A 16,632-nucleotide genomic window follows, 5' to 3' on the forward strand; every position below is an offset into this window, starting at 1 on the left:
GAGGATCTCGGGTGCCTCAGCTCGCGTTGCGACGGCGACGCAGCGCGGCGTCGAGATCGGGCAGGCCCTCGGCAGTGTCGCCGACCACGCCCATGCGGCGCAGGCGGTCACTCGCCGCGTCGCGCTGCGCCTGCACCTCACGCGCCCGAACCGCGGCGCGCTGGCGCTCTTCGTCACGGGCGCGCTCCTGCTGGCGCTGGTGCTCTTCAGCGGCGGCCGATGCCGCAGCGCGTGCCGGCGACGCCTCAGCCGCCGACTGCGCCAGCTGCTGCCTCACCTCGCGCAGCAGCATCGAATCAGTCTGGTTCACCTTCTGCGCGGGGCGCTCGGCGCGAGCGCGAGCCAGTGCGCGAGCGCGCTCGATGCGCTCAGCAGCAGCGCGCTGCGCTTCAGCGTGCGCTGCCGCGGCGACCGTCGGGTCGACCTCGGGTGCGGGCTGCGGGGCCGACTCGACCACCGCAGTCGCGATCGCCGTCGTCACCTGCTCAGCGGGAATCGTGTGCACGCGGTTGCGACCCGGTGCGAGCAGCACCAGCGCGCCACTCGAGGCGGCGAAGAGCGCGAGCGCACCGAGCAGCATGCCGGCACCGCTCCCGGCAACCGCGAACCCGGCTCCGACGAGCACCCCGACAACCCCCAGCAGTGCGCCGAGCGCCGCGGTCGCACGCACGCGGCGAGCAATCGGGCGGCGCACCTTCGCCGAGCGCTGAGCGGCGGCCTGCTTGCGGCGCATCTGCTGCGCCCTGATCTCGGCTCGCACCTGTTCCGCCTCCGCTTCCGCGAGCGCCGCGTCGCGCTCCGCGTCTTGCCGTCGCTGCGCACTGCGCAGCATCTTCTCGTGCGCGAGCGCCTCGCGCGCCGTAGCCTCGAGCCGTACTTCCTGAGGCACTTCGTTCGCCTCGGCCAGCACGCGCAGCGTGCGCTGCAACCGCAGTGCGTTCTTCTCGGCGGCCCGGAACTCGCGTCGCCGCATCCACGACGGAACGAGCACGGCTCCCCAGAGGAGCGCAGCGACCACGAAGATCACGCCCCCACCGAGTACTCCGCCAGTCATGGGGATCACTGTACGGCGTTCGCCGCAGGCGATCTCCTCGCCGCGCCGCGATTGCGGTCGAAATCGGGTTCCGATCAGGGAGTGGGGTGCAGAGCGCCCGAGCACTGACGCGCGAACGTCAGGCGGCGCCCAACCGAGCCACGTACCCCGCTCCGGCTGCTTCTCGCAGCGCGACAAAACTCTCGTGATCCCGCCAAGCGCCGTCGATGTGAATGTACGCGGGGCGACGGCCCTCGTGCCGCAGGCCGAGCTTCTCGACCACGCGCAGCGATGGGCCGTTCTCCGGCCGAATGCAGATCTCGACGCGGTGCAGTTGCAACTCGGTGAAGAGGTGATCGATCACGAGTGCGACCGCCGTCGTCGCGATACCGCGACCGGCCACGTGCTGCGACACCCAGTACCCGATCTGCGACGACTGCAGCGCCCCACCGCTGATCTCCGAGACGCTCAGCTGCCCGACGACCTCGCCATCATAGGTGATGACGAACGGCATGCCGCTGCCGCTGCGCAACTGCTTGCGCAGCACGCGCACGGTCGGGCGCATCGACACCGAACCCGGAACGACGCTGCGCCCCGAGGGGTGCGTGGCCTCCCAGCGCTGCAGCCACTCGCGATTGTCGGTGAGCAGGCGACGCAGCGGTTCGGCATCACCCCACCGGATGATGCGTACACCGACCTTGCCTGCGAACAGGAATCCCGGATCTTCGATCACCCGCCCGAGCGGCACGTGCGGTCAGCTCTCCGAGCGCTGCCCGCGGAGGCGGTCCGCGAACTCGATGACCCAGTCGGTGATCTCCGACCCGAGCTCCGCGTGGTCGACGCCGAGCAGCACGTTCGCCTTGATCCAGTCGGCGCGGTCGCCCGTGTCGTAGCGTCGGCCGCGGAAGACGACGCCGTACACCGGGCCCTCGCCCTTGCCCTCGGCCAGGTAATTGAGCCCGTCGGTCAGCTGGATCTCGCCGCCGCGCCCCGGCGGCAGCTCATCGATGATGTCAAAGATCTCGGGACGCAGCACGTAGCGACCGATCACGGCGAGGTTCGAGGGCGCCTCTTCGCGCGCAGGCTTCTCGATGAGGCCGGTGATGCGCACCACGTCGGGGTCATCGGTGGGTTCGACCGCTGCACAGCCGTACAGGTGCACGGACTCCGGTGGCACCTCCATGAGCGCGATGACCGTCGCACCGCGCGCATCGTGCTCGGCGATCATGCGATCAAGCAGCGGGTCTCGGGGGTCGATGAGGTCGTCGCCGAGCAGCACGGCGAACGATTCGTTGCCGACGTGGCTGCGCGCGCGACCCACCGCGTGACCGAGCCCCAGCGGCTGCCCCTGGCGCAAGAAGTGCACCTCGGCGACCTCACTCGACTCGTGCACCTTGCCGAGCTTGCCCTCATCGCCCTTGCGCTCGAGCGTGTACTCGAGCTCGGGAACGCTGTCGAAGTGATTCAGCAGGTTGTCTTTGTTGCGGCCGGTGATGATGAGCACATCGCCGAGGCCCGCGGCGGCGGCCTCTTCGACGACGTACTGAATCGCCGGCTTGTCGACGATCGGGAGCATCTCTTTCGGCATCGCCTTCGTGGCCGGAAGGAAGCGGGTGCCGAGGCCGGCGGCCGGAACAACGGCCTTCGTCACCGTGCTCTGCTGCGTCGCGCGCGTATCAGTCATGACCGCCAGCCTATCCGTACCTCCTGTGCACTCAAAGCCGCGGATATCACCGGCCGCCCGGCACCTATGCTGAGTGCTATGTCGAGCGACACGCGTGTAGCCAAGATCGAGGTCCGATCGGAGGTGCGTGCGCGGCGCAATGCACTCACTCCGCTTGAGCGCAGCCGCCGCCGCGACGGCCTCACCCGGCAGCTCACCGCGCTCATCGCGGAGACCGGCGCACGCTCGGTGACCGCGTATGCGCCACTGGGCAGCGAGCCCGACACCGAGGGGTTCCTTGCGTGGGCACGGGCGTCTGAGGTGCGCGTGCTGCTGCCGGTCTCGCTCCCCGGCCACCGGCTGGCGTGGGCCGTCGACACCGGCGATCGCGTGAACGGGTTGCACGGGATCCCCGAGCCCGACGGACCCCGACTCGAAGCGGCCGCGGCCGCCGAGGTCGATCTCATGCTCATTCCGGCGTGCGCCGTCGATGATCGGGGCACGCGGCTCGGGTGGGGCTTGGGTTACTACGACCGCGCGCTCGAGGCGATCACTCCACGACCCCCGATCTTCGCGGTCGTCGACGACGACGACCTGTACCCCTGGCTCCCCCGCGAGGCCCACGACATCCCGGTCGACGGGGTGGTGACGGCGACGTCCCTGCGACGCTTCAGCACGGAGTAATGGCGAGTAGAATACCTACTTGTGCCTACGTACGCTTACCGCTGCTCCGAGTGCGGCCACGCCTTCGACATTTATCAGTCGTTCTCCGATGATGCGCTGACCGTCTGCCCGGAGTGCGGTGGAACACTGCGCAAGGTCTTCGGATCGCTCGGGGTGACGTTCAACGGGTCGGGCTTCTACCGCACCGATTCGCGCGCCGGTTCGCAGGGCTCCGGTTCCGGTTCCGGATCAGCCTCGGGGTCGTCGGGCTCATCGTCTTCGAGCACCTCGACGTCCCCCGGCTCAGGCTCGTAGCCCCGACCGTCGGCCGCTGCCGACGCGCGTTACCCCCAGTGCGGCGGGCGGTCCCGAGCCAACGCCGCATCACGCGAGCTCGGCGCACCCGGCTTCTGCGCACCGCCCTCGCCCCAGCCCTCGGGGCGGTCTTCCGCCGCGCGAGCGTCGAGGGGATGCTCTGAGGGGCGCGGGTCGACACCGTCAGGAGCCGGGCGCGACGCTCGGCGCGAAGCGCGACGCGGTGTGGCGTCGGGTTCCGGGGTCACCCGGCCTCCGACGCGGTCGCGCTCTCCCCCGCGTCGTAGCCGACGATGCGCGCGATCCGCAGCGCGACCTCATCGGGGTCGGCGAACAGGTCGAAGCTTTGCACACGGTGGTAGTGCCATCCGAGGCGTCGCAGCACCGCGGGCCGCAAGCGCAACGTGTCGCGCAGGCTGTCGCCGCGGTACTCGCCTGCAGCGCCAAGGTCGAGATCGATCGCAATCGCGCGATCACCGAGTGAGGCGACGAGCGGGATCGCCCCGCGGTAATCCATGGCGACCGTCAAGCCCAGTGCGGTCAGGCGATCCGCCAGTTCGCCGAGCATCGGATCGCGCTCCGCCGGAAGCGCCGGCGCCTCGGGCTCGGGGTGCTCGAATCCGAGCAGCTCAGCGAGCTCGACGACTCCATGCTTCAGACGGTTGCGATCGAGATCTTCAGGCTTGAAGCAGCTGACGATCGTCATCGCGCGGCGCGCACGCGTCATCGCAACGGCGAGCAATCGTTCGCCGCCCGGGCGACCAAGCCCGCCAAAGTTCGACAGCACGCGTCCGTGCGGTGTGCGCCCGAACCCGATCGAGAAGATCACGCGATCACGGCTCTGAGCGGTCGCCTGTTCGAGCGTGAGCACCGCGAAGGGCTCCGCCCGTTCACCCAGCAGGAAGTCGCGGTACTGCGGGAACTTCGAGAAGGCCTGCAGCACGGACTGATACACCCGAACCGCATGGCGCTCACTCGCGGTGATCACCATCAACGACTCCGAAGATCGGTCACTCGCGTGCTCGAGCACGAGCTGCACGACGCGCTCGACCTCGGCATCGGTGCTTTCGACCGCACCGGTCTGCTGATCCGGCAGCCCCTGGCCACCGCGCACAAACTCGTACGTCAGGCTCGAGTGACCCAAGAAGCTCCCGGCCCACGGCAGCGAGTGAATCGCACCGTCGTAGAAGCGGGTGTTGACGAGATTCGTCAGGTCCTCACCGCCGGCTCGGTAGCTGCGGGTCAGCGTCAGCGTCGGCAGCACCGCACCCAACTGGGCGAACGCCGACCGCTGATGCAGCGCATCGGCATCGTCGGCCCCGCGATCCGCCCCAGCATCGGCACCGACCGAGATCTCGAAGTGCGACGGCGTCTGCGTCATCGTGTCGCCGAACGCGACCACCTGGTCGGCCCGACGAATCGCCCCGAGGTTCTCGGCAAGCGTCGTCGCCCCCGCGTCGACCACCAAGGCGACGTCGAAGCGCATCGAGTCGGGCAGCATCGCGACCTCGTAGGGCGACATCGTCCACACCGGCGCAAGCACGCCGAGCAGATGCGGTGCGCGCTGCGCGAGCGAGATCGGCGACACGTAACCGCTGCGCAATGCCTCACGCATCGCAAGCGCTTCTTGCTTGTGGTCGAGCACCGCGACGCGCCAGGCATCGGCGAGCGAAGAGGCCAGCAGCGTGCCGTTCGCGCCCGAGTGCGCGTCGTCGACGAGCCGGAAGTCGGCTTCGAGTCGATCGACCACGCTCGTATTCGCGCTCAGCAGCGCCTGGTTCGACTGCAGCATGCGCTCGAGCACCGACTGCCACCAGGCGAGCTCAAGCTCAGCGGCGACGTCCTCTGCCGGCACGTGACGGGCAGACAGATCATCGAGCAGTGGTTCGAGGTGCGCGGCGCGCATCTGCTCGACGATCGTCGTGCGCTCCTGAATGTTCTGGAGCACCTCGGATTCGCGGGCGAGATCTGAAACACGGCTGGCGAGCTGCGCGAGCGACTGATTCTTCAAGCGACTCGCGTCAGTGGTGATGCCGAGCACGCGGTCGAGCCCGTCAAGATCTTGGTACGCCGACTGGTATGCCACGACGACGTCGGAGATGCCGAGCGGCACCTCGGGGCGAGCACCGACCACGGTGGTGTACCGCTGCCACAGCACGCGCTGCTGCTGAATCTGCACCAGTCGCGAGTACATGTCTGAGATGTGCACACCCGGGCGCACGTACTCGCGAGCGAGCTTGCGCAGGCGTCGCTTGTTCGCCGTCGACATCTCGTCGCCTCGGGGGGCGTGCGCGGCGATGACCTCGGTCAGCGAACGGTCGTACACGGCAGGGGTGAACCGGTCGAGCGTCTCCTGAATGCCCATGAGCAGTCGCAGGTAGATGCCGAGCTCGGCGATTGTCTCGTAGGGGCGCATTGACGTCTGACCCACGAGCTCGTTCGACATCGAGATCAGGCGTGGCAACTGCGACTCGGCGAGGTCGACCGCGGTGCCGTAGGCGGTGCGCGCCTCTTCTGTGGTCGCGAAACTGACGCCGTACCACGGCGAGTCCTCGGGACCGTACTGGAACTGCCCGAGACGCGCGACCTCGGTCAGCGACTCGGCCACGGCCGAGCGGTCGAGGGTCAACTGGCCGAGTGCCTGATCGTCAAGGCGCACCGTCGTGGTCGGCGGATGCTCGTCGAGCGAGAGCGTCGTGAGCGTGCGGAGCGCCTCGAGGGGCGAGACGCCGAAACGCTGGTCGGGTTCTGCAAGCGCGCTCTGGTAGTCGAGCAGCACGCCGCGCAGACGCGTCAGCGCCTCATCGACATCACGCAACTGCTCACCGCGCGCATTCTCGTTGCGGCTGATCGATTCGACGAGGTTGCGACGCAGGCGCCGCGGGCTCACCGAGAGGCCGGCGAGACCGACACGCGCAAGCCGATGGGTGATGCCGTCGAGTGTGGCGCGGCGCGGTGAGACGACCAGCACGCGCTTGCCGGCGCGCACCAGGTTGCCGAGTGCGTTCACGACGGTCTGGGTACCGCCGGTACCGGGGAGCGTGTGCACGACCAGGGAGTGCCCGGCGTCGATCTGCGCAAGCACATCGTCTTGCTCAGCGTCGGCGTCGTAGAGCGCGCGGTCGGTGTCGGGCGAGCGGTCGTCTGGCGGCGTCGCCGACACGGGGCGATACGCCGCATCGAGCTGACGCTTCGCCGGCTCATTGCCGCAGACGGCAGCGAGCACGGGTGAGGTGAGGTCTTTGGCGTCGGCCGCCATAGACTGACCGACGTTGTGGAACGACGAGACGACGAGCCGCGGTTGCACGACGAATCCCGGCACGCCCGACGCCATCTGGCGCAGCCGATCGATGACGGGCTGCGGCTTGAAGACGCCTTCCGACTGCGACAGCTCGATCAGGGCGCGTGCGTCGACGTTGATGCCGAACTGCTCGCGCATGACGCGGATCAGCTCGGAGTTCACGACGGGGAACTGCTTGAGCTTGAGCTCGAAGTCGCGACCGTATCGACGAATAGCGAGGGGGCGCAGCAGAATCGGGGCGCAGAAGTCTTCGCCCTCGAAGTTCCACTTCGCGATGCCGACGCCGAGGTTCGTGGTCTCGAGACCGCGCACGGTGCGCATCTCGATCGCCTTATCGGTCACGCGGCCCGCGGCGGCGCGAGCGTGGCGCAGCGCCAGGTCATCGCGGATCAACGCGGAAAGCAGAATCTTGTTGCCCGTGATGAACTGCGGCAGCCCACCGGGGTGCGTCGTCGACAGCTCGATGCGGTTCGCCGTCTCGTCTTCGAAGTGCAGCAGCGGGTTGCGCCCGCCGATACTCGCGAGCTCGCGTCGCCATTCGGCGTGCTCGTCGGCATACGAATCAACGAGCGACACCGGGCCGACGGACTGCGATGCGAGAGCGTCTGAGGGCTGAGGCTGAGCCTTCGGGGCCGTGGCCAGAGCGCCTTCGCTGCGCGGCTGCATCGCGGCAGTGCCGGCGTCGGGCGACGTACTGTTGCGTGCTGCGTCGGTCGACGCGTCATCGGCGCCGTTCGCGCGCGCTGCCGTGGACTCGGCGCTTCCCGCGCCGCGTCCCTTTTCAGGTCGCCGTAACCGCTCTACACTCCACACACCGCCACCCTAGGCCGAACTCCGGGGAATCGGCGCTGATTCCCCGGAGTTTCGCGGCGCGCCGCGTGCCTTCGGTGCGAATGCTCAGCCCCGCATTGACCGAGGCGGCGACAGTCAGTCGCGAGTGTTGCCGGTCACCACCGGATCGACGACCTGCACCTCGCCGCCGCGCAGCTTCGCGAGCCCGCGCATCACGTGGTACACGAGCACCGCGGCGATCGTGCCGAGCGCGATGCCGTTGAAGACGACCGACCCGATCTGCAGACCGAAGTCCGCGATGCCCACGATCAGCGGCACTGCCGCAGAGAACTGGTTGATCGGCTTGGAGAAGTCGACCTTGTTGTCGATCCAGATCTTCACACCGATGAGGCCGATGAGACCGTACAGCGCAACCGTGACGCCGGCGAGCACACCCGCGGGCACCGAGAAGATGATCTCGCCGACCTTCGGGGAGAAGCTGAGCAGCACGGCGAAGATGCCGGCCACCCAGTACGCCGCCGTCGAGTAGACGCGCGTCGCGGCCATGACGCCGATGTTCTCGCCGTACGTCGTCGTGCCCGATCCGCCGCCGAAGCCGGCCAGCATCGTCGAAACACCGTCGGCGAGCAGCGCCCGCCCCGTCACGGGGTCGAGGTCGCGGTTCACCATGAGCCCGACGCTCTTCACGTGGCCGACGTTCTCGGCGATGAGCACGAGCACGACCGGCAGGAACGCGGGCAGCAGCCCCCACAGCGTCGGGTCAGCGAAGGGGTTGCCGACGGCGTGGAACGACGGCAAGCCGATCCAGGCGGCGTCGCCCACCTTCGAGAAGTCGACCTCGCCCATGAGTGCCGCAGCGATGTAGCCGACGACCATGCCGAGCACGATCGACAGGCGGCCGACGAGCCCGCGGAACAGCACCGTGATGAGCAGTACCGCAGTGATGGTGATGAGCGCGACCCAGCCCGAGAGCTCCGTCGCATTCCAGTTGTTCTTGACCGCGGGCGCGAGGTTGAAGCCGATCAGCGCGACGATGGCGCCCATCACGACCGGCGGCATGAGGGCGTTGATCCACCCCGTGCCGAAGCGGTTGACGATGAGGCCGACGATCGCCATGAGCACGCCGATCGCCAGGATGCCGAACGAGGCACGGCCGAGATCGGGGTTCTCGGGATCGCCGCCCGCCGTCGCCGCCATGATCGGGGCGATGAAGGCGAACGAGGAGCCAAGGTAGCTCGGCAGGCGGTTGCCAGTGATCAGCAGGAAGAGCAGCGTGCCGAGACCGGAGAAGAACAGCGTCGCGGTCGGGCTGAAGCCGGTGAGCAGCGGCACGAGGAATGTCGCACCGAACATGGCCACCACGTGCTGGGCGCCGAATCCGATCGTGCGGAGCCAGCTGAGCCGCTCCTCGGGGAGCACGATCGCGTCGGGCGCGACGTGCGTCCCGTCTCCGTGCTGCTTCCAGGTCAATGCCATCGCGGGCTCCTTCGGGGTGCCGGATCGCAAGGAGCCGTACGGCCACCCCTTCGAGCGCACAGCCAATCTCACATCTTAGCGCTCAGCTGACGCTCAGGAATCACTCCCCCGCGACGTACACCTTGCGAATGTGATCCGGCACCGTCCAGCGTGTGCGGGTGCCCGCGACCAAGCGCATCACGTCACCGGCGGCAACCTCGACGACGCTTCCGACTTCATCGGGCGCACCCGGCACCTCAAGCAACTCGATGTGTGCACCGCCGCTCAGCACGATGAAGATCTCGTCGACTTCAGTATCGGTGACGGTGCCGTCGCGCAGCTCCCAGATGCCCAGTTCTGCACCGCCGACGGTGCCGAGCTCGGCGATGCCCTGCACGGGAGCGCCCGACACCACGTCCGTCGGGTCGACCGCTTCGAGTTCCACCTCGACCCGCGTCCCCGGCACCGCGGCATTGCGGCCGTCGGGCAGCAGAGCGCTCACGAGTCGAACCCGAATCCGACGGCGTCCATGGCCTTCAAGAAGAAGTTGCGCTTGCCCCCGTTGTGATCCGCACGATCAAACGACCAGCGGAACATGTTCACCCCGATCGACGCGGCGGGCTCGGGTGGGAACGGCAGCGGCATCTGATGCACCATCTGCAGCTGCGTGCGCTCCGTGGTGCGGCCCTCGAACCGGTCGACCATCACATCGGCCGCGAAGTGCGTCGCCCCCACCCCGAGGCCGGTGAATCCCGACACGTACTGCACCCGGCCGCCGTGGGCCTGCCCGAAGAACGCGCAGAACCGGGTGCTCGAGTCGATGACTCCCGCCCAACGGTGCGAGAACTTCACCCCTTCGAGCTGCGGGAACGTCGTAAAGAAGTGGCTCGCCAGCTTGCGGTGGCTCTCCATCCGATCCTCGTACTCGCGCTTGATGCGCCCACCTGCGTGGTACACGGCATCGTAGCCGCCCCAGAGAATGCGGTTGTCGGCGGTCAGCCGGGAGTAGTGGAACTGATTCGCGAGGTCGGACAGCCCCTCGCGCCCTTCCCACCCGATCGACGCCAGCTGCTCATCGGTCAGCGGTTCGGTCATCAGCACGTAGTCGTACACCGGGATGGTGTGAAACCGGTACCGCTTGAGCAGCGACGGGAAGACGTTGGTGCAGAGCGCGACGCGCTCAGCGGCCACCGTACTACCGTTCGCCACGGTGAGGCGAATCGGAGACTCGGCCGAGCCCTCGAGATTCTTCACCGGCGAGCCCTCGTAAATCTCGATGCCGATCTCCGCGGCGTGCCGGGCGAGCTCGAGCGCGAGCTTCGCCGGGTGCACATTCGCGTTCTCGGACGGCGAGAACTCGCCGCCGAGGAAGGTCGGGGAGGCAATGCGCGCCTGCACCGCGTCACGATCGAGCGTGACGACGTGCTCGTCTTCGCTCTCGCCCAACCAGTCGACCTGATAGGCCTCGTTCGCCACGGAGAGGGCGCCATTGCGCTCGAAATCGACGTCGAGCCCGTGCTCGCTGATGAATGCTTCGATCGCGTCAAGGTTCTCGTACCCGAGACGGCGCAGCGTGCCGGTCTCGTCGGGCCAGCGCGACTCGGCGTTCGGTTCGCCGTGCGTAATGCTCGCCTCGCAGAATCCGCCGTTGCGACCCGACGCCGCCCAGCCCACGCGCACGGCTTCGATGAGCACCACACGGCGCTCCGGGTGCTCGGTCTTCAGCTTGATCGCCGTCCACAACCCGGCGAACCCTCCACCGACGACCGCGTCGTCGACTCGCTGGTCCCCGCTGAGCTCGGGGTGATGCGGTGCCTGGTGTTCGACATCGTCAGTCCAGAAGCAGGAGAAACGCGTGTCGGCGAGCGACGCATCGATCACGTGCTCGTCGGGCCGATGGGTTTCGAAAATAGTGGGGTGCATGTCGTCCTCGTCGTCGATGTCCGATTCGATCCTTGCACATCGCTCGGATTCTGTACATGGATCCAGTCGATCAAACGACACGAAAACACGCAATTTTCAGGCAAAGTGCGCGGAATCCACCACTTCAGACCCAGTTTGCATGCGGATTCAGCACCGCTGCCGGATGCCTCTAGCGCTCGTCGGCGGGCGGTTTCATGATCGCGCCGGTCGCGAGCCCCATGGCCAGACCGGCGGGCAGCCACAGCCAGAACTGCGTCAGCGCACCCAGCACCACACCTATGATCGCCCCGATGACGAGGCCGACGATGATTTGCTTGCGGCGCGCTCGCGGCGAAGGCGGCTCGGAGTCGCCCGGCGAGCGCTTGCCCGTGCCTCGAGGCGTGCGGGGCGGAGGGGTCGGGCTCAACGGGATGCTCCTTCTTCGTTGTCTGAGGACGATGGGATAAGACCCGCCGCGCGCGCTGCGGCACGGTCGGCGCGGTCGAGATCTTCGAGTGCGACGATCTGCGACGCTTCGGCACCTTGCGCGCGAGCCATCGAGATCAGCGCTCCGGTCGCACGCGCGATCTTTGCGAGGCTGAGCGAGACCCGCGCTCCCGCGGTGAGCAGCACCGGCTCGACCGTGTCGAGCACAGCAGCGTCGGCGCCCGGAAGCACCTCCGCCTCCCACTCGCGCCACACCCGTGCGACATCGGCGACGCGATCGAGCGCTTCGACGCGATCGTCAGCCAGTTCGACGATCTCGGACCCCGACTCGTCGGAGAGCACCACGACGGTGCGCTCCGTGTTGAGCTCGGCTACCGGAACCACCGAAGCTGCCGCCTCGCCGATGCGCACCACAAGCTCCTCGCGCACCCCGGCCGGCATCTCATCGCTCGGCGGCCAGAAAAGCTCGCGCACTCCGTCGGAACCGCGCTGCTTGATGTGCCAGCCGGCATCCTTGCCGCCGTGCCGCACGCGCATCGCCATGCCCCGGCGCGCGAGATCGCGCTCCGGAGAATCGAAGTAGATCGCCGCGAGTGCGTAGGTCACGGGCGCGGCAGCCGTCAGCCCTGCTGCGGCGAAGGACTCCGCTGCGGGCAGCGGCAGATCGGCGGCAACCTCGTACTTGCGCTCGACCTCGAGCGACTCTTGACCGGCTTCGTGACTCACGCCGCCAGTCTATGACCCGACGCTGGGCGGCGGCTCCCCCGCGCTCCCCTCGGCTCGCTCGTGTTCCAGGCGACGGCGTTCGGCATCCGCGCCCGCGAGCCACACGATCCCGGCACCCGCCGCGACGACCAGCACGATGCCGCTGACCGCGATGGGAGTGAGCAGCTGGTGCAGGAAGATCGCGCCGACGATCGTGCCGACGACGGGGTCGAATGCGAAGAAGACGCCGAGCACCCTCGCGGAGGTGAGCTTGCCGGCGAGCGTGTCGACGGTGAAGGCCAGTGCCGTGCCGAGCAGCGCCGAGGCGACGAGCGGCAGCAGGTGCGGCGTCTGGATCAGCGGAATCGTGGGGACGGTGAACGGGAGAGTCAGGATCGCCGCGACCGCGACCGACAACGAGACTCCCGGCAGCCCGCTACCCGACTGCCCGACGTGCGCGGCGAGCAGGGTGTACAGGCCGAAAGCGGTGCCCGCGAGCAATCCGAACACGATGCCGAGCGGATCGAGCGGCCCACCGAACCCGGCGATGAGCGCAACTCCGAGCAGCGCCACGACCGCGAGCAGCCCCTCGCGCAGGCGTCGCGAAGCGAGCAGCGCCACCGCGCACGGGCCGAGGAAGTCGAGCGTCGTCGCGATGCCCAGCGGCAACCGGTCGACGGCGAGGTAGAGCAGCGCATTCATCGACGCCATCGCGACGCCATACAACACGATGCCCAGCCATTCGGCACGCGTGCGACCGCGCAGTTTCGGGCGGAAGATGATCAGCAGGAAGACCGCCGCGATCGCGAGACGCATCGAGCTCGTACCAAGCACCCCGAGCGGCTCGAACAGGCCGACCGCGAACACGGCGGAGAGCTGCACGCCCGTCGCCCCGATCAGCACGAGGAACATCGCGCGAATGATGGCGCCCCGCGTGAAACGCTGCGCCGTCGAAGAACTGCTCATCAGGCCGAGCTTAGTGGGTGAGCGGGGCTACACTGGCCCGGTGGTCGAAGTGACGGAGGTACACGCAGCGGCGGAACGCGCCGAATCGGCGGCTCGCAACGCTGCCACTCGACTCCGTAACGCCGCAATCGCGCCGGAGGAGCTGGCGGAGTACGTGCCGTCGCGTCGAGGCTTCCTGAGGATGAAGCCTCCGACCATGCGCCCCGTCGGCTCGGTCTGGCGACTCGGCGCGCTCCTGCTCGACGCGAATGGCGCACTTTTCGCACTCGGTCACGCCACCCGCGCCGCGGAGCGCGGCAGGCCGGGCTACCAGTCGGTCTCGCGCGAGGAACGGCGAGAGATCGCCGCGGCAGCGCTGCGCGGCGGCTACGCGGCCGGCACCGAGGTGAACTACGACGCCGTGCCGATCCCGCTCGACCCCGCGTCACCCGAGGCGATCCTCGCTCTCGCCTCCGAGCTGCCCGTCGGGTTCGACTCCGGCGAGGTGCGCGTGCGGTGGCGGGCCGGAGCCCCGCTCTCCGGGGCGCCGACCCTCAGCGCGTTTCTGACCGAGCGAGTCGACCTCTTGATCGACCCGCCCTTCGCTCCGAACTGACCCCGGCTACTGAGCGAGGAAGGCCGCGAGCGCCGCGTTGACCTCGTCTGCGTGCGTCCAGAGCAGTCCGTGGGGCGCCCCCTCGACCTCGACGTACTGCGCATCGGGCACCAGCTTCGAGAAGCGGCGCGCGGTGGCATCGATCGGCAGGATGTTGTCGGCAGTACCGTGCAGGATCAGGGTCGGCTTGCCACTCTCGCGCACCGCGTCGACGTCCGAGCGGAAGTCCTCGATCCACGTCGGCACGACCGCGTAGGCGGCAACGGGCGCGCTCGCGGTCGCGACGTTCCAGCTGCCGGTCACGGCCTCCTGGCTGATGCGGGTACCCAGGTTCTCGTCGAGGTTGTAGAAGTCTGAAAAGAACTGCGTGTACCAGGCGTAACGATCACCGCGCGCCGCCTCCGAAATGCCATCGAAGACCTCCTGCGGCACCCCCTCGGGGTTGTCATCGCGCTGCACCAGGAACGGCTCGAGCGAGGCGAGGAAGGCGAGCTTGGCGATGCGTTCGTGGCCGTACGTGCCGACGTACCGCGCGAGCTCGCCGGTTCCCATGGAGAACCCGACCAGCACGACGTCCGTGAGATCGAGCGTCTCGAGCACCGTGTTCAGGTCGGCGGCGAACGTGTCGTAGTCGTAGCCCGAGTGCACCTTCGACGACGCACCGAACCCGCGCCGGTCGTAGGTGATGACTCGGAAGCCGGCGGCCAAAAGCTCACGGGTCTGGCGCTCCCAGCTGTGCCCGTTCAGGGGGTAGCCGTGAATCAGCACGACGGGCTGACCCGAGCCCTGATCCTCGTAGGAGAGCTCGATGGGAGTGGAGTTCTCGGTGCCGACGGTGATAGTGCCCATGGTGTGCTCCTCGCGTGCCAGTTGTCAGATGAGAACGATCGTTCTCGCTTCGGGTTTCACTGTACGAGAACGTGCGTTCTCGTGTCAAGTAGACTGGCCGCATGTCCGAAACTGAAGCCCGAGAGCGCGTGGCGCGCGCAGCCGAGGGGTTGTACTACGCGAAGGGCTATGCGGCCGTCGGTATGGACGAGCTGCGCAGCGCCGCCGGGGTATCGCTGCGCAAGCTCTACACCCTGTTTCCGTCGAAGAACGCTGTCGTCGCCGAAGTGCTCGACCGGAAGCACGCGGAGTGGGAGCGCGGGCTCTCGAACCGGGTGTCGCGGGCCGCACCCGACGCACGTTCGCGCCTGCTCGCCGTGTTCGACTACCTCGATGGCTGGTTCCGCGACCCCAGTTTCCACGGCTGCGCGTTCATCAACGCGTTCGGAGAGTTGAGCGGCACCGACGCCTCGGTCGCGCAGACCGTGCACGACCACAAGGCGTCATTCCAGACCTATATGACCTCACTCGTCGGCGACGCCGGTGGCACCCCGATGCTCGCGGCGCAGCTCTCGATTCTCGCGGAGGGCGCGCAGAGCACTGCGGCGATCAGCGGCGACCCTGCAGCCGCACGGCAAGCGCGTGCCGCAGCCGAAGTGCTCATCGCGCATGCGCTCGGCACCGATTGACGCGTTCCGACCTACTCGCAGTGGTGCGCGCGACCGTTACGACGATACTCCGACGGCGTCAGTGCCGTGGTTTCTCGGAAGCCTCGATAGGCGGCATCGGTCGAACCGAAGCCGACCTGCTTCGCGATGACTTCGAAGGTCTCCTCTGAACGCAGCAGCTCGGCACGCAGGGCTTCGAGACGACGGGCCCGAATGGCCTGCGTAATCGTGCGATTCTCCGAGCTGAACAAGCGATGCAGGTATCGCACGCTCACGCGAAGCCGTTGCGCAATCTGCTCGACGCGCAGATCGGCTGACGCGTACTCGCGCTCGATGATCGTATAGACCCGTCGACGCATGAGCGTGTCTTCGGAGTCCACCTCCGCCCCGCGGCCACGGGTTCGCACCAGCCCGATTGCGATGTCGATCAGGGCATGCGACAGCAGCTCGGCATCGACGGTGTGATCGTCGGGCGCTTCCTGAGACAGACCACGCAGCACACCGATGAACGATTCACTCAGGGGCGATGACGGGAGCACGCGCGCCCGAGTCACATCGACATCGCCCGGCGACATCTTGAGCAGCGGCACGGGCACGATGATGACGGAGAACTTCGCCGGTTCGCTGAGCGTCAAACGGAACGGCTCGGTCATGGGCAGCACCACGAGCTCACCGGCCTGAGCCCGGAACGACCCGTCGCGCGTCTCGAGATCGAGGTACCCCTCGAGCACATAGTTCAACCGCACGACATCGCTCGGCTGCGTCGCGATACGACTCGGAGTTCGCTCGATGACGCACGGCGACAGCGTGAGCTCTTCGAAGCCGACCTCTTCGAGAGGAACGGAGACGAGACGACCGGCGAAACGGGCCGGATCGAGCGCACGCCCGTTGGCGACGACGGCGAAGAGATCCAAGCCCTCTTGTCCGCTCAGTTCGTAGACGGTACGTGTGCCGTGATCAGAGGCGTGGGTGATGCCGAGCGGTTGCAGGTCGGCTGAAACTGCTCGTTTGTCGTCGGCCATGCACTTCCCATCACAATTCGTTGCGCCGTTCGGCGCAGCCTGCGGAGAGTTCCGCGTGTCTGTAACACGCCACGGAGCCGGAATCGTGACGCGCGGATGCGTGCCCAGCACTGGCGAGCCCCAACACGCGAGGAATGAGCGTGCCCCGGATAGGAATCGAACCTACGACACCTTCTTTAGGAGAGAAGTGCTCTATCCACTGAGCTACCGGGGCGCAATGCAAGCCGCGAAACGGCCTCTGCGAGTCTAACGCAATGGCGGCTCGCACTCGCTTCCC

The 16,632-nt window shown here is 67.9% G+C and carries 16 protein-coding genes and 1 tRNA gene; 4 read left to right on the plus strand and 13 right to left on the minus strand.

Features of this window, described 5'->3' with window-relative positions:
* Positions 1-16: 16 nt before the first annotated feature.
* The 3 genes from AMS67_RS08810 to AMS67_RS08820 all read right to left on the minus strand — a co-directional run bounded on the left by AMS67_RS08810 (position 17) and on the right by AMS67_RS08820 (position 2,717).
* Positions 17-1,054, minus strand: a complete 1,038-nt coding sequence (locus tag AMS67_RS08810; protein ID WP_053387053.1) for a hypothetical protein — start codon at positions 1,052-1,054, stop codon at positions 17-19.
* 118 nt (positions 1,055-1,172) lie between these two features.
* Positions 1,173-1,766 carry a GNAT family N-acetyltransferase gene (locus AMS67_RS08815; protein WP_241488030.1) on the minus strand — a complete coding sequence of 198 codons (594 nt, stop codon included), beginning with the start codon at positions 1,764-1,766 and terminating at the stop codon, positions 1,173-1,175.
* Positions 1,767-1,787: 21 nt separating this feature from the next.
* The gene (locus tag AMS67_RS08820; RefSeq protein ID WP_053387055.1) at positions 1,788-2,717 is read right to left on the minus strand and encodes a UTP--glucose-1-phosphate uridylyltransferase; all 930 of its coding nucleotides are present in this window, start codon (positions 2,715-2,717) and stop codon (positions 1,788-1,790) included.
* 78 nt (positions 2,718-2,795) lie between these two features.
* Here AMS67_RS08820 and AMS67_RS08825 point away from each other — a divergent pair, with 78 nt between their 5' ends.
* Together AMS67_RS08825 and AMS67_RS08830 are read left to right on the plus strand one after the other, a co-directional pair.
* On the plus strand, positions 2,796-3,380 hold the full coding sequence (locus AMS67_RS08825) for a 5-formyltetrahydrofolate cyclo-ligase (protein WP_053387056.1): 585 nt from the start codon (positions 2,796-2,798) through the stop codon (positions 3,378-3,380).
* Positions 3,381-3,401: 21 nt separating this feature from the next.
* Positions 3,402-3,674: an FmdB family zinc ribbon protein gene (locus AMS67_RS08830; RefSeq protein WP_053387057.1), complete on the plus strand. Its 273-nt coding sequence runs from the start codon at positions 3,402-3,404 to the stop codon at positions 3,672-3,674.
* A gap of 244 nt (positions 3,675-3,918) precedes the next feature.
* Here the strand turns inward: AMS67_RS08830 and AMS67_RS08835 are convergent, their stop codons facing one another.
* The 7 genes from AMS67_RS08835 to AMS67_RS08865 all read right to left on the minus strand — a co-directional run bounded on the left by AMS67_RS08835 (position 3,919) and on the right by AMS67_RS08865 (position 13,242).
* Entirely contained in the window at positions 3,919-7,641 is a 3,723-nt protein-coding gene (locus AMS67_RS08835; protein WP_053387146.1) for an AAA family ATPase, read from the minus strand.
* 261 nt (positions 7,642-7,902) lie between these two features.
* Positions 7,903-9,243 (minus strand): uracil-xanthine permease family protein, encoded by a 1,341-nt coding sequence (locus tag AMS67_RS08840; RefSeq protein ID WP_053352288.1) that lies wholly within the window; start codon positions 9,241-9,243, stop codon positions 7,903-7,905.
* A 100-nt stretch (positions 9,244-9,343) separates the two neighbouring features.
* Positions 9,344-9,724: a cupin domain-containing protein gene (locus AMS67_RS08845; protein ID WP_053387058.1), complete on the minus strand. Its 381-nt coding sequence runs from the start codon at positions 9,722-9,724 to the stop codon at positions 9,344-9,346.
* Positions 9,721-11,145 (minus strand): NAD(P)/FAD-dependent oxidoreductase, encoded by a 1,425-nt coding sequence (locus AMS67_RS08850; protein ID WP_053387059.1) that lies wholly within the window; start codon positions 11,143-11,145, stop codon positions 9,721-9,723. Before AMS67_RS08850 ends, AMS67_RS08845 begins: the two co-directional genes overlap by 4 nt.
* 169 nt (positions 11,146-11,314) lie before the next feature.
* Positions 11,315-11,551: an HPP family protein gene (locus tag AMS67_RS08855; protein WP_053387060.1), complete on the minus strand. Its 237-nt coding sequence runs from the start codon at positions 11,549-11,551 to the stop codon at positions 11,315-11,317.
* The gene (locus AMS67_RS08860) at positions 11,548-12,297 is read right to left on the minus strand and encodes a CYTH domain-containing protein (protein WP_053387061.1); all 750 of its coding nucleotides are present in this window, start codon (positions 12,295-12,297) and stop codon (positions 11,548-11,550) included. Before AMS67_RS08860 ends, AMS67_RS08855 begins: the two co-directional genes overlap by 4 nt.
* Before the next feature lie 9 nt (positions 12,298-12,306).
* On the minus strand, positions 12,307-13,242 hold the full coding sequence (locus AMS67_RS08865; RefSeq protein ID WP_241488031.1) for an EamA family transporter: 936 nt from the start codon (positions 13,240-13,242) through the stop codon (positions 12,307-12,309).
* Positions 13,243-13,282: 40 nt separating this feature from the next.
* Here AMS67_RS08865 and AMS67_RS08870 point away from each other — a divergent pair, with 40 nt between their 5' ends.
* Positions 13,283-13,837, plus strand: coding sequence for a hypothetical protein (locus AMS67_RS08870; protein WP_053387062.1), 555 nt, complete (start codon positions 13,283-13,285; stop codon positions 13,835-13,837).
* A gap of 6 nt (positions 13,838-13,843) precedes the next feature.
* Here the strand turns inward: AMS67_RS08870 and AMS67_RS08875 are convergent, their stop codons facing one another.
* Positions 13,844-14,686, minus strand: coding sequence for an alpha/beta fold hydrolase (locus AMS67_RS08875; RefSeq protein ID WP_053387063.1), 843 nt, complete (start codon positions 14,684-14,686; stop codon positions 13,844-13,846).
* A 101-nt stretch (positions 14,687-14,787) separates the two neighbouring features.
* Here AMS67_RS08875 and AMS67_RS08880 point away from each other — a divergent pair, with 101 nt between their 5' ends.
* On the plus strand, positions 14,788-15,354 hold the full coding sequence (locus AMS67_RS08880) for a TetR/AcrR family transcriptional regulator (protein WP_053387064.1): 567 nt from the start codon (positions 14,788-14,790) through the stop codon (positions 15,352-15,354).
* An 11-nt stretch (positions 15,355-15,365) separates the two neighbouring features.
* Here AMS67_RS08880 and AMS67_RS08885 read toward each other — a convergent pair whose 3' ends face one another.
* Both AMS67_RS08885 and AMS67_RS08890 read right to left on the minus strand, forming a co-directional pair.
* Positions 15,366-16,355: an AraC family transcriptional regulator gene (locus tag AMS67_RS08885; protein ID WP_053387065.1), complete on the minus strand. Its 990-nt coding sequence runs from the start codon at positions 16,353-16,355 to the stop codon at positions 15,366-15,368.
* A gap of 141 nt (positions 16,356-16,496) precedes the next feature.
* Positions 16,497-16,569, minus strand: a tRNA-Arg gene (locus AMS67_RS08890).
* Positions 16,570-16,632: the final 63 nt, after the last annotated feature.

This window comes from Leucobacter japonicus (assembly GCF_001273855.1).
In the GTDB taxonomy this organism is placed as follows: domain Bacteria; phylum Actinomycetota; class Actinomycetes; order Actinomycetales; family Microbacteriaceae; genus Leucobacter; species Leucobacter japonicus.